Raw genomic sequence first — 13040 nt, forward strand, 5'->3', positions numbered from 1 at the left:
ATGTAACAAGCGTTACATACACCAGGTCTCCCCCTGTGTAGACTCGAGGCAGCACGATACCGGGAGGAGATCATGAAGCGTACGATCATCACCATAGACGAGGACCTGTGTACCGGATGCGGGGAGTGCATCCCCAATTGTCCGGAAGGGGCGCTCCAGATCATCGACGGAAAGGCGCGCCTCATAAGCGACCTGTTCTGCGATGGGCTGGGGGCCTGCATCGGCCACTGCCCGGTGGGGGCCATCAGCTTCGAGGAACGTGAGGCCGAGCCCTACGACGAGCGGGCCGTCATCGCGAACATCGTGAAGCAGGGCCCGGAGGTGATCCGCGCCCACCTCACCCACCTCGCGGAACACGGCGAGGAGGAGTACCTCTCCGAGGCGATTGCCTACCTTCATGAGCACCACATCCCGGTGCCGGAGTACAGGCCCGCCGTGCCCCATGCCTTTGCGGGTTGTCCCTCGAGCGTGGCGCGCACCATCGAGCGGGCAGAAGAGCCATCCCAGATCTCCACACCTTCCGCTCTCTCCCAGTGGCCCATCCAGCTCCACCTCGTCCATCCGGAGGCACCATTCTTCAGGGGAGCCCATCTGCTGGTGGCAGCCGACTGCACGGCCTTCGCCCTCGGCGGATTCCACCCCCAGCTCCTCGCAGGGAGGAAACTCCTCATCGCCTGTCCCAAGCTCGACGAAGGCCAGGACGTGTACCTCGAGAAACTCTCCCACCTCTTCACCCATGCCCGTCCTGCGAGCATCACGGTGGCCATCATGGAGGTTCCCTGCTGCAGGGGACTCCTCTACCTCGTGGAAGAGGCCCTGAAGCGATCGGGTACCGAGGTGCCACTCTCTCTCACCGTAGTGAGCATAGACGGTGAGCTCATATCCAGGGAGCAGATCACTCTCTGATCTCCCTGTCCTACACCACAACCTACAGGAGGATGCACCATGAGTATGTTCTGTTTCCAGTGTCAGGAGGCTGCCCGCGGCACAGGATGCGAGATCCGCGGGGTGTGCGGCAAGACTGACGAGGTATCGAACCTGCAAGATGTGCTCATTCACGTGCTTAAGGGAGTCGCTTTCTATCACAGAGCTGCCCGTGAGGCCGGCATTGAATCGCAGAAAGCTGAAGACCTCATTATCGAAGGACTCTTCACCACGGTCACCAACGTGAACTTCGACCCCGACGACTTCGTGAAAAGGATCCACCAGGCACTCCACGTCCGTGAAACCTTGAGGAAGAGCCTCCATGAGTCTGGTATTCGGCTGCAAGAGCCTGATTTCGCCCGATGGCACGAGGGCAGTCCCACCGAATGGAAGAGAAAGGGATACACGTGGGGACCGAGGCGGACTGAAGATCCGGATGTACGGTCGCTCAAAGAGCTCCTTCTCTACGGTATCAAAGGTATGGCTGCCTACACCCACCATGCTGCAGTCCTCGGCTACAGGGACGAGAGGATCATCTCCTTCATCGAGAGGGCATTGCTCGCCACAGAAGATACCACTCTCTCTCCCAACGAGCTCATCGATATGGTGATGGAGTGCGGCCGCACAGGTCTTCTCGCCATGGAGCTTCTCGACGAGGCCAACACATCCACCTATGGGAATCCCGAGGTGAGCACCGTGAACCTTGGGGTGAGGAACAGGCCGGGGATCCTGGTGAGCGGACACGACCTCAAGGATCTCGAGGACCTCCTCGAACAGTCGAAGGATGCGGGCATCGACATTTACACCCACGGAGAGATGCTCCCGGCCCACTACTATCCTTTCTTCAAGAGGTATCCTCATTTCGCCGGCAACTATGGAAACGCATGGTGGAAACAGGTGGAGGAGTTCGAGGCTTTCGGCGGCCCCATCCTCATGACCACCAACTGCCTCGTGCCGCCCCCTGCGAACGCCACCTACCGTTCCAGACTCTACACCACCGGTCCGGTGCGGTATCCCGGCGCGCGTCACATCCCTGAGAGGACACCAGGGGCTCGAAAGGACTTCTCGCGCCTTATCGAACACGCAAAGACCTGTCCACCTCCTACCCAGCTTGAGGAGGGCACCATCGTAGGGGGCTTCGCCCACCACCAGGTAGCGGCAGTGGCGGACAAGGTACTCGAGGCGATAAAGACCGGCAAGATCACCCGGTTCGTGGTGATGGCGGGCTGCGACGGCCGATCCCCCTCGCGCTCATACTACACCGAGTTCGCACGGAGCCTCCCCCAGGACGCCGTGATCCTGACCGCAGGGTGTGCGAAATATCGATACAACAAGCTCCCGCTGGGAGAGATCGACGGAATACCCCGTGTCCTCGACGCAGGGCAGTGCAACGACAGCTACTCGCTCATCAAGACCGCCCTCACCCTCAAGGAAGCGCTGGGCCTCACATCGGTGAACGATCTTCCCATCGTCTACAATATCGCCTGGTACGAACAGAAGGCGGTCATCGTCCTCCTCGCCCTCCTCTCCCTCGGGGTGAAACGCATTCACCTCGGTCCTTCTCTCCCCGCCTTTCTCTCCGAGAGAGTACGCGACATCCTCATCAGAGAATTCGAAATCGGCACCATCGCCACGGTGGACGATGATCTCGACCGGATGCTCGGTGCTGCAATGGTCTAGACGAGGATGAACCCTCATTGCCCATGAGGAGGAGGTGGGAACCCCCTCCTCCTTGACCTCAAAGGGGATCTCCGCGCCGCACGACTGCATCCAGCCAGGGCTCCCGCGTCGTCGACCCAGTGCCATATGCCTGAGTGCAAGATCGTCCCTCTCCTTCTCCTCCCGCTTCTTCCCCACCTTCTGCCCCCTTTTCCTCCTCGCATAGTACCGGCTCCGACTCACGCCAAACGCCTCACACGCATCCTTCACCCGGTACCCTTCCCCCACCAGCCGCTCCACCGCCTCTATCTCCCCAACAGCTCCTTCGTTTTTTTTAGTATCTCGATCTGGATCGCCTGCTTCGCTATGATCTTCTCAAGCTGCTCTATCTTCGCTCGATAGGTGTCCTTCTCCTTCCTGCCGTCTGCAAGGGCTCTCGTGCCCCCTTCCAGAAACCTGTCCCGCCATCGGTAGTACATCGTCTGGCTGATCTGGTGTTCCCGGCAGATCTCGGCGATCTGCCGTTCGCCTCGGAGTCCTTCCAGGACGATCGCAAGTTTCTCTTCAGTGGTCCATGTCCGCTTCTTCATCTGCGTCCTCCTCCCTTATTCCAGTCTTACCTCTACCATTTCTCCGTGTCCACTCCTACGGGACGCAGTATACACATGAACTCCAACCTTCCCCCCATCCCCCTGTCGCCCACCACACACTCAGTAGGAGCACGCTCAGCTTCTTCATGCTTCCCCTCCTTCACCTACCATGTCCTTCCTGGCCCATACAACGAGTAGAGCTTCAACAATTGCCAGTACCAGTCTGCCGGATACTGCACGTCCATCCACACCTCATACCCCTCCTTCACCCCCCACACATCATACAGGAACATCTCAACCATCTCCCGATCCTCCCGACTCATCATGGGACATCCATCACTCGCCCAATGCCCATACGGATCAGGCCCTTCATAGTCATGCTGGCGCCAACTTAACCCATCACCATCGTCATCCAGCCCCGAATAAAACACCACATCTCCATCCAATACCACAGTGTTATGAACTAGCCCTGAACTTATACATTTCCCTTCCAGCCAAGAATGTCCTTTCTCCAGTCTCAGCCACGCATCCGCCATGATCGTATTCCCCTGCAACTCCAACCCGGCCAACGGATGATCCGCACCAAGCGGCTGGTTATGTGACCCACTCTTCAAATTATCCACTGACTGCACCCCGTCTATCATCACTCCCTCCTGCCACCCCCTCTCCACATTTTCCTTGACCAGCCATATTGTATCCAACCCCAAAAACCTCTTCTCACCATAATCAGTAAAGATAGCTCCACATGTTCCGCTCCACCTTCTCCCCACACCACAAACCGCTCACGGATGATTCCTCACTCATCCACGCCCATCTTACTTCTTCTTACTCCTCTCCCACTCCGCTACCTCCCTTGCAGGTTCCCAGGTCCCTCTCACACGAGTATCCCAAACCCGCTCAAGGAAAAACCCCGTCACGCACGTGTCGTCCCACTTCGTCCCCCTGTACACCTCCCTGATCTCAAACTCCACCTCCTTCGCCGCCCGCGGCAGCTTCACCACGTGAAACTTCACCACATCAGGAAACGCCACCTCCACCTCAAACGGCTCACCCCCGTCCACCGACCGTATCACCGCACGCTTCACCCGGTTGTTCATCTTGTACAGGTGCGGCCGTAAAGGATCCACAAACCCGTTCAACACCACAAACCGATCAGCTCCCTCACCTTCTCCCTCAACCTCTCCAATCAAATCCCCATCCACTCTCACGCGACGCCCTTTAAACCTAATCCGGATCTTCTCCCCTATGCCAGGACCTTCCACTCCTTCAACCCACGGTTCTACACTCGCACAGTTAAAATACCAGTTTTCTATATATGAGGGTGTTCTATGTAACACAAAAAGTTCTACCATCTTTTCACCTGTATAGTGTATTTCCCTCCCTCTCACCTTTTCCCGCAGATACGAGGATACCCCAAGCCACTCCACACCTGGCTCATCGGGGATACCTCCTATAGGCTTCCCATCTTCTTCAAAAAATCCTTTTTCTTCCCATTTTCCCTCACGGGTGAACTCCAAAATTTTGTAAGGTTCCATAGCCCATGTCACACACATACTCCCCTTGGTATCAAGTGGGTGATAGATACTCCATCCGCCACCCCAAACCAGTCTTATCTTTACCCCTTCTACTGTTGCGTACATATACCCGTCGTCTTCTTCCTCAATCATTTCTCTGTATATCCACACAGATTTATATCTTTCCATGTAGGGATTGATGTAAAAATACAGTTTATCCTCTGCAATTCTCATAAAAAGTATCCTCTCTGTCTCTCCATAATTCACAATAAAATCTTCTGAGTTACCAATACCACTGCTCATGATCAATAACACAAATAGAAATCTCCTCATTTTCACTCACCCCAAATTGATTCAGAGAATGTCCACCGCCAAGTTTCATACAGACCAAGATATATTTCATAATTATTCTTAAGACCCCATTCAGTATATAACGTATTTACCAGGTTACTATAAATCTCAGGAGGAAACATAAAACATCCATCGCTTGCCCAATAGTATCCATTATGATCTGTATGAAGCCACCACCGACTATCTTCTTCGTCATCATATCCTGTATATTGTATGATATCCCCATCCATCACCACAGCATTATGCAATAAGCCAAGACCATCCCATCCACCACTGTTAACTTTAAAAAGTCTCAGCCACACATCGCTCATGATCGTATTCCCCTGCACCGTGCCAAGCACAGGATGCTCGTACGACTGGTTCCGTATCGTCCTATCAGGCCTATCCTTCCACAAAGAGTCCACAGTCTGCATCCCTGTGAATACCCGTGCCTCACTCCCCTCCCCTTCAACACTCTCCTTCCTCAACACAAGACTATCCAACCCAAGATTCCTCCCTTCATGGAAGTTAGAAAAATAGCTCGCTCCCTGCCGGAATACTTCTCCCCACACCACAAACCGCTCACGCACTATCCCTTGCTCGTCCACCCCCAAGGCAAGCATCTTCTCCCCCAGATCCCACTCCACCCCCAACGCTTCCATCCCAATCATCACCTGCCCTCCATTCGCACTCTCCCTCCTCCTCTCCCTCTCATCCCACACACATCCCCTCTCCTTCAACACCGCCTCCCCTCCAAGCCGCAACAGCTGCTCCTCACTCACCCCCACAGGAACCCGCCCCGTCCCGTAGATCGCCACCACCCCCGCATCATCCACCCCCAGCACCTCCTTCAGCGTCTGCGCATCGTAGTGCCTCGCATCCTACTCCCCTTCCACTCCCTCAATCCCCAACTGCCCATCCCCATTCTCCCCCATCCCCCATAAGCTCCCATCCTCCTTCAGCACAAACGCGTGCCACTGCCCTGCCGCCATCGCCTTGGCCCCCTCCATCACCTTCACCCATGGATAGGCAGGATCCCTCTCCATCCATCCCCCCTTAGACAGCCATACACTCTCCTCGGGTACCCACACACTCCCATCCTCCTTCAACAGAAGCGTGTGCCACCCCCCCGTCGCCACCTCCTTCACATCCCCCTCGAATACCTTCGTCCACCTCCACACATATTCCTCGCCCATCCCATAGCTCTTCTCCTTCATTCTCACCCCCATTATCCCCATGTCGTTCCTTCCAGCACCCCATACGCTCCCATCCTCCTTCAGCACAAATGACTGGTCCCCTCCCGCCCACACCGCCTTCGCACCCTCCATCACCTTCGTCCACTCCTCTCTCCCCCTCCTCCCCCCCACCCCAAGCTGCCCTGAATGGTTCTCCCCCACCACCCACACACTCCCATCCGCCTTCAACGCCAGCGCGTGAGACTCCCCTGTCGCCACGTCCACTACCCCCTCCATCACCTTCTTCCATCCAAACCCCTCCTTCCAATTCATCGCAGGCTCCACTCCAAACTTTGTCTCCTCCTCCCACCCCGCTACCCACAGGCTCCCATCCTCCTTTATTATAAACGAATGCACCGAACGCGCTGCGATCTTCACCACCCCCTCCGCCACCTTCACCCACTCCATCCTCACCCACTTCTCCCTGTCCCACTTGTCCTCCTCCACAAGCCCAAGCTGCCCATATACGTTCGATCCTATCCCCCACACAGTCCCATCCTCCTTCAACACCAGAATGTGACCTCCGCCCATGGCTATGTCCTTCACCCCATCCCACTCCCGTATCTTCACCCACTTCCGCACCTCCTCCTCCCTCCCCATCAGCCACTTCGCCAACGGCCCCACCCCCCACAAGCTCCCATCCTTCTTCAGCACCACCGAACTGTACCTCTCAGCCGCCACCTCCCTCACCCCCTCCATCACCTTCACCCACTCCCCCACCCAGTCCTCCACCCACTCCTTCCACTCCTCCTCTCCACTCACCACTCCCACCATCAACAGGACCATCACGAACACCACTGCTCTCTTCATCTTCATACCTCCTCACTCACTAGTATGTTGTACTGCGCCCATTAAGTCAAGACAAAAAGGGTAGGGGCACTGTCAAGGAGGAGTGTTGAAATTGAGCTGGAGCTGATAAGGGGTGCGTCTCCCCACCTCTTGTATCACCTGCATGCCCACCACGTAGAGGCCTACCACCTCATCTGCATGGGCATGGCTCATATACCCAGGATACCTCCGTAGAAAGCTTCTCATGTGCCGAAACATGTTCTCCGCAAGGTTGCTCGTCCTCACCTTCTCCTTCCACTCATAGGGTAACTCCAGATAGGAGAAGAGCCGCTCCTTCCGCCACAGGAGGGAGGCCGTCATCCGGGGAGCCTTCGCCGCCCACTTCTTCACGAATGCCTCCAACGCACGTGCTGCGTCCTCCTTCCCTCCTGCCTCAAAGAGCTTCCAGTACTCCGCTCGAAAAGCTCGCCTCTCCTTCTGGAGGTCTGCGTTCTTCCCCTTCCGTTCCCCCATGTCCTGCAGGAGCTTCTGCTCAAGCGTACCCTGCAGGTGCCACAGACATATCTGCTTTTTCGCCTCGGGATACACGGTCTCCACCGCCTGCCAGATGCCTTCTGCCTCATCGGCCACCACCAGCTCCACCTCCTCAAGCCCCCGCTCGTAGAGCCCGGTAAGGAGTCGCTCGTAGCTCGCTCGGTCCTCCTGCTCCGCAACGACCCAGTCGAGGAGCTCATGAGATCCGTCCTCCTTCACCCCCACGGCACTCAGGACAACCAGCTTCTTCTGACCCCTCCCACGCCTCTTTGCCCACACTCCATCCAGCACGAGCGCCTTCACCCCACCAAGCGGCCGCCTCCGCCACTGCTCCTTCTCCTCACGAAGACGCTTTATGAGCCGCAGGAGTGTCTGCGGGTGAGCCTCGCCTATCCCCAGCTCCCGTAACAGGATGGCCCACGTCCGCGCGCTCATCCCTCCCACATACCCGAGAAGGAGCTGCTCGGCGAGGGCCACGAGCCTCTGCTCATAGGCGACCAGCTTCACCTCCTTCCCCCCGCCGGTGCGGATGCGGGGCACGCGTACATCCTCGATCGGCCCCCAGGGGGTCTGCACGGTCTTCCATTTCCTGTAGCCGTACCGGTAGTACTGCCCTTTCTCAGGCTCCCCTCGTGCATATCGTGGTCGTCCTACTGCCTCCTCTCTCAGCGTCTCAAGGAGGTGTTCCAGGTACGTCTTGTAGGTGTGGCGCACCTCCTCCCGTAGCTGGTCTTCCACTTGTTTCATCAGATCAGAGAGGGTATACTGTGTCTCAATCAGTGTGCGTGTGTTACCACGCTTCATGGGGTATCTCCTCCTTGAAAAAAGGATTAGTGTGGTGGGAGATACCCCTTATCTTTTTTCCCCGCCTTTTTCAACACTCGATGTTACAATCCCAGGGTAGGAGCCTTTTGCGCTGTTTTCACGCAACGATAGGTAAAGACATTACAAGCGGGTGGGGATTTATTTTACCCCAAAAAAGCGGTCCAACGGTGCGATAGTAAGGGGAAAACGAGGTCGGAGTTGAAAAATTGACCCCAAAAAAGAGGGCCCCCGGGTTTTTCCATGATAGAATCATGGTAGCAGAAAACCGACGGAGGGGCCCATGGCAAGTATAGCACAGAAATCACTTTTTTGCTGGCACGATGTAGAAGCATTGGGGGATTTACATCGGCTTCGGCTGGTGTTGGAGAACCTGCCGGATGAGGAACTGATGCAGCAGCTGGAACAGAGGCGGGGGAGAGGCCGGAATGAGTATCCGGTACGGGCGATGTGGAACTCGCTCGTTGCGGGGATAGTGTTTCAGCACCCGAGCATCGAGCAGCTACGCCGGGAGCTCTTGCGGAACGGGCAACTGAGGGACCTGTGTGGATTTGATCCTACCCGGGGAAGCGATGCGGTACCCAGTGCCAGCGCGTACAGCCGGTTTCTTTCCACCTTGAGGAAGCGGAGTATCCGGGAAGCACTGGTAAGGGTGTTTACCAGCCTGGTGGATCAGTGCTACCGGGAGCTGCCTGGATTTGGGCGGCGGCTGGGAGCCGATGGGAAGGGGATAGCAAGCGTTGCCCGTCGAAGGGGGAAGGGTGCCGGAGACCGGCGAGGGGAGCACGATGCGGACTGGGGGTGTCATGAGTATGTGTATCAGAATGAACGGGGGGAGGTGCAGAAGTCGGTAAAGAAATGGTTCGGGTTTACGGTGCACCTCCTTGCGGATACAGCGTATGAACTGCCGGTGGCCTTTACGGTGAGTCGGGCCTCAAAGCACGAGGTGCCGGTGATGCGAAAGCTGATTCGGTCCCTGGATCGCCATCGGCCGCATATACTCAAGGCGGCGGAAGTGTTCACGGCCGACCGGGGCTATGATGATGGCACGTTGATAGATCTGTTGTGGCACGAGCACCGGATCAAACCGGTCATCGATATTCGCAACCTGTGGAAAGATGGAGAACAGACCAGGCTGGTCCCGGGGACAAGAAATGTGGTGTATGACTACCAAGGGACGGTGAGTTGTGTCTGTATGGCCACGGGGACGCAGCGGGAGATGGCCTACCGGGGATTTGAAGAGAAGCGGGGCACGTTGAAGTACGGCTGTCCTGCGGTGCACTATGGGTATGGATGTGAGGGCAAAGCCTCCTGTCCCTTGGCCTCCTGTATTCGGATCCCCCTCTCCACGGACCGCAGAGTCTTCACGCCTCTCGCCCAGTCTTCGTATCGGTGGAAGCGGGAGTATGCCAAGCGAACGGCCTTGGAGCGGATCCACAGCCGGCTGGATCGAAGCTTTAGCCTGGAACTCCACACGATCCGGGGGCAGGAGAAACTGTCGGTTCACCTTACGCTGGTGTTTTCTGTCATGAGTGCCCTTGCCCTGGGACGAGTGCGAGAGAACCAGCCAAACCAGATGCGCTCCCTGGTCAGGCCTGCGGCCTAACGAGCGGTCTTACCGAAACCGATCCCCCGTATCCACGTTCCCTTGAGGAATCCTGAGGGAAGGTGTGTCCAGTTCGGATACAGAACCGCCGTGGTGGAGTGAACGCGAGCAAACCATCGTGCATAGTGTACCGTTGTGAGCACTATTCCGGATGAGAATACGGTAACGTTGACACCCTAAGCAGGCATTACAGCGCGTTGTTGCCCAGGATTCCCGTTGGGTTACTACAAAAAGCAGTACAGCGCAAAAGGCTCTCCCCACATTCCTCTTCACATGGTAGACTTCTTTCATACCTTCCATCCAGAGGAGGGACTATGGCGAGGATCACCTACAGGGACATCGTGATAGAGACACGACAGGGGGACATCGCCTCACAACCCGACCTTGAGGCGATCGTGAACGCGGCCAATGCCATGCTCATGCCGGGTGGAGGGGTCGCAGGTGCCATTCACCGCGCCGCAGGCCCAGGGCTCGCAGAGGAGTGTCGCACATACGCGCCCATCAAGCCCGGTGAGGCGGTGATCACCGGAGGTCACAATCTCCCAAATCGTTACGTCATTCACACCCTCGGGCCTGTCTACGGCCAGGACAAGCCTGAGGCCGACATTCTCGCCCGGTGTTATGAAAACTCCCTCACGTTGTGCGAGAAACACCAGATAGAGAGTGTGGGGTTTCCCGCCATCTCCACCGGTGTCTTCGGCTATCCCATGAGAGAGGCGGCCGAGGTGGCCTTTGCCACGATCAAATCGATGATCGAGAAGGGGCTCACCTACCCCAAGAGGATCGTCTTCGTCCTCTACCGGTCCCAGGACCAGGCCCTCCACGACGAGGTGCTCTCCCGCATCTTCCCCTCGTCATGAGGACCCGCCACTACGTGAGGTCCTCCAGCGTGATGAGCGGAAAAGCGCCGTAGGCCGGTTCCTCGTAGGGGTGGGCCTCCACGAGGGCACGTAACACGTTCTTCAGCACCTCTTCCCTGCAGATGCACTCCACCTTCACCTCCCGTACGTGCTCCACCTTTCCCTTTTCGCCGATGAACGGATCGCTCCCCTCGAGGGGTCGGAACTGGCCCGTTCCCTCGGTCTGCCAGGCACAACTGTCGTAGGCCTCGTACCGCCCGGCTCCGGCGGCAAAGACCGCCTCCTTCACCTTCTCTGCATGCTCCACAGGCACGTACCATTCCACCTTATAGAGACGCGGCATGCACACCTCCTCGGCTCATAAGGTGCATCCCCGTACTCCTCGTGTCAACCCTTTCCAGTATAGTGTTTTTGAGGTATCTTCCATACCATGGAAACGATCGTACGGGTGGAACACTGCCACAAGACCTATGGAACCTTCCGGGCCCTCACCGATCTCTCCTTCTCCGCCGGACGGGGCGAGTGCGTGGCACTCCTCGGCCCCAATGGGGCGGGGAAGACCACCATGATCAAGATCCTCTACGGCAAGGCACGCCGTGATCCGCACCCCGAGACCCGGGTGGAAGTCTTCGGGCTCGACCCGGAGGAACACGAACTCACCATCAAACAGCGTACCGGCGTGGTGCAGCAGGAGAATAACCTCGACGACGAACTCAACGTGGTGCAGAACCTCAAGATCTTCGCACGTTTTTACAGGATGAAACCCTCCCGCGCCAGAGCGCGCATCGAAGAGCTCCTGGAGTTCATGGAGCTTTCGGAGAAGAGGGATCAGCCGGTGAAGGCCCTCTCCGGCGGGATGAAACGGAGACTCGTCATCGCCCGGGCCCTCCTCAATCAGCCCGAGCTTCTCTTCCTCGATGAACCCACCACGGGGCTCGATCCGCAGGTGCGCCAACTCATCTGGGACAGGATTCGGGCCCTCACCAGACAGGGAGTGACGGTCCTCCTCACCACCCACTACATGGAGGAGGCCTACCACATCGCCGACAGGATCATCATCATGGACCACGGCAAGTCGCTCCTCGAAGGCAACCCGAGGGAACTCGTGGAGAAGCACATAGAACCCCAGGTGGTGGAGGTCCTCATCCCCTCCTACACCCCGCCGTCGGGCGATTCCCTCAGAGTGGAACATTCCGAGGAGCGGACCCTCGTCTACGCCCCCTCGAGAGAGGAACTCGAAACCTTTACCGCCGAACTCCCGGCCGGGAGCTATTTCATCCGCCCCTCCACACTCGAGGACCTGTTTCTCAAGATCACCGGAAGGAGGCTGAAAGATGGTCAATGAAGCCCTCTCCCTTCACGCCCCGTTCTTGTACCGGATCTACAGCGTGTGGTTCAGACACGTGCGCGTGTACTCCCAGAATCTCCTCGCCAACGCCTTTCCTCCCTTCGTGGAGCCGATCATCTTCCTCATCGGGATCGGCCTGGGACTGGGACGCTTCGTCCCCGACATCAACGGCCAGCCCTTCGTCCAGTATCTCGCCATCGGGATCATCGTCACACCCGCCATGTTCACCGCAGCCTACGAGTGCACCTTCGGTACCTTCATCAGGCTCAAGTACGAAAAGATCTACGACGGCATGCTTGCCGCCCCTCTCACCGCACACGATCTCCTCATCGGAGAGATCCTCTGGGCGGGAACCAAGGGGTTCTTCTTCTCCTCAAGCGTACTCGTCGTGGTGAGCATCTTCGGCATCCTGAACCCACTCCAGGTGATCATCGCCCCCCTCGTGGGATTCCTGACCGCGAGCATGTTCGCCACCATCGCCTTCATCATCACTTCCATCGTGGACAACCTCGAACAGTTCAACTTCTTCTTCACAGGGTTCATAGAACCCATGTTCTTCCTCTCCGGGGTGGTGTTCCCCATAGAGCAGCTCCCGGACTGGCTCAGGCCAGTGGCGGAGGTCTTCCCCCTCACCCACCCCGTCCGTCTCCTCAGGGCATACTCCATGGGTGATATGGGTCTCACCCAATTGTGGGACATCCTCTACTGTGTGGTACTCATTGTACTTGCAGGATGGTTCGGGATGCGCAGGCTCAGACGCCAGATGGTGGACTGAAAATTTGACGAATCCGCAGGATCGGGGTACAATAGTCTATTGAAAAAAGAAAAG

At 57.3% G+C, this 13040-nt stretch carries 13 protein-coding genes; 6 read left to right on the plus strand and 7 right to left on the minus strand.

The features are described 5' to 3' along the window. Positions 1 to 72 precede the first annotated feature (72 nt). Both SPITH_RS10505 and hcp read left to right on the plus strand, forming a co-directional pair. Positions 73 to 906, plus strand: a complete 834-nt coding sequence (locus tag SPITH_RS10505) for an ATP-binding protein (RefSeq protein ID WP_014625639.1) — start codon at positions 73 to 75, stop codon at positions 904 to 906. A 39-nt stretch (positions 907 to 945) separates the two neighbouring features. Further along, entirely contained in the window at positions 946 to 2604 is a 1659-nt protein-coding gene (hcp, locus tag SPITH_RS10510; RefSeq protein ID WP_014625640.1) for a hydroxylamine reductase, read from the plus strand. A 284-nt stretch (positions 2605 to 2888) separates the two neighbouring features. Here hcp and SPITH_RS10515 read toward each other — a convergent pair whose 3' ends face one another. The 6 genes from SPITH_RS10515 to SPITH_RS10540 form a co-directional block, all read right to left on the minus strand. After that, on the minus strand, positions 2889 to 3173 hold the full coding sequence (locus tag SPITH_RS10515; RefSeq protein WP_041624063.1) for a transposase: 285 nt from the start codon (positions 3171 to 3173) through the stop codon (positions 2889 to 2891). A gap of 164 nt (positions 3174 to 3337) precedes the next feature. Next, the gene (locus SPITH_RS10520) at positions 3338 to 3817 is read right to left on the minus strand and encodes a hypothetical protein (protein ID WP_014625641.1); all 480 of its coding nucleotides are present in this window, start codon (positions 3815 to 3817) and stop codon (positions 3338 to 3340) included. Between the two features lie 171 nt (positions 3818 to 3988). After that, positions 3989 to 4990, minus strand: coding sequence for an NADase-type glycan-binding domain-containing protein (locus SPITH_RS11840; protein WP_169311821.1), 1002 nt, complete (start codon positions 4988 to 4990; stop codon positions 3989 to 3991). A 32-nt stretch (positions 4991 to 5022) separates the two neighbouring features. Further along, the gene (locus SPITH_RS10530; RefSeq protein ID WP_014625643.1) at positions 5023 to 5853 is read right to left on the minus strand and encodes a hypothetical protein; all 831 of its coding nucleotides are present in this window, start codon (positions 5851 to 5853) and stop codon (positions 5023 to 5025) included. A 45-nt stretch (positions 5854 to 5898) separates the two neighbouring features. Further along, positions 5899 to 7062: an RCC1 domain-containing protein gene (locus tag SPITH_RS10535; RefSeq protein ID WP_014625644.1), complete on the minus strand. Its 1164-nt coding sequence runs from the start codon at positions 7060 to 7062 to the stop codon at positions 5899 to 5901. A gap of 72 nt (positions 7063 to 7134) precedes the next feature. Then, positions 7135 to 8379, minus strand: a complete 1245-nt coding sequence (locus SPITH_RS10540) for an IS256 family transposase (protein WP_014625645.1) — start codon at positions 8377 to 8379, stop codon at positions 7135 to 7137. A 301-nt stretch (positions 8380 to 8680) separates the two neighbouring features. On the opposite strand from SPITH_RS10540, the gene SPITH_RS10545 reads away from it, so the two are divergent. Together SPITH_RS10545 and SPITH_RS10550 are read left to right on the plus strand one after the other, a co-directional pair. Further along, positions 8681 to 10003, plus strand: a complete 1323-nt coding sequence (locus tag SPITH_RS10545) for a transposase (RefSeq protein WP_014625646.1) — start codon at positions 8681 to 8683, stop codon at positions 10001 to 10003. A 314-nt stretch (positions 10004 to 10317) separates the two neighbouring features. Continuing rightward, positions 10318 to 10863: a macro domain-containing protein gene (locus SPITH_RS10550; RefSeq protein WP_014625647.1), complete on the plus strand. Its 546-nt coding sequence runs from the start codon at positions 10318 to 10320 to the stop codon at positions 10861 to 10863. Positions 10864 to 10873: 10 nt separating this feature from the next. On the opposite strand, the gene SPITH_RS10555 is transcribed toward SPITH_RS10550, so the two are convergent. After that, positions 10874 to 11206: a YqfO family protein gene (locus SPITH_RS10555; RefSeq protein WP_014625648.1), complete on the minus strand. Its 333-nt coding sequence runs from the start codon at positions 11204 to 11206 to the stop codon at positions 10874 to 10876. Positions 11207 to 11293: 87 nt separating this feature from the next. Here SPITH_RS10555 and SPITH_RS10560 point away from each other — a divergent pair, with 87 nt between their 5' ends. Continuing rightward, on the plus strand, positions 11294 to 12208 hold the full coding sequence (locus SPITH_RS10560; protein ID WP_014625649.1) for an ABC transporter ATP-binding protein: 915 nt from the start codon (positions 11294 to 11296) through the stop codon (positions 12206 to 12208). Next, the gene (locus SPITH_RS10565) at positions 12198 to 12986 is read left to right on the plus strand and encodes an ABC transporter permease (protein ID WP_014625650.1); all 789 of its coding nucleotides are present in this window, start codon (positions 12198 to 12200) and stop codon (positions 12984 to 12986) included. Before SPITH_RS10560 ends, SPITH_RS10565 begins: the two co-directional genes overlap by 11 nt. Positions 12987 to 13040: the final 54 nt, after the last annotated feature.

The sequence above is a fragment of the Spirochaeta thermophila DSM 6578 genome (genome assembly GCF_000184345.1).
Taxonomy (GTDB): Bacteria; Spirochaetota; Spirochaetia; order Winmispirales; family Winmispiraceae; genus Winmispira; species Winmispira thermophila.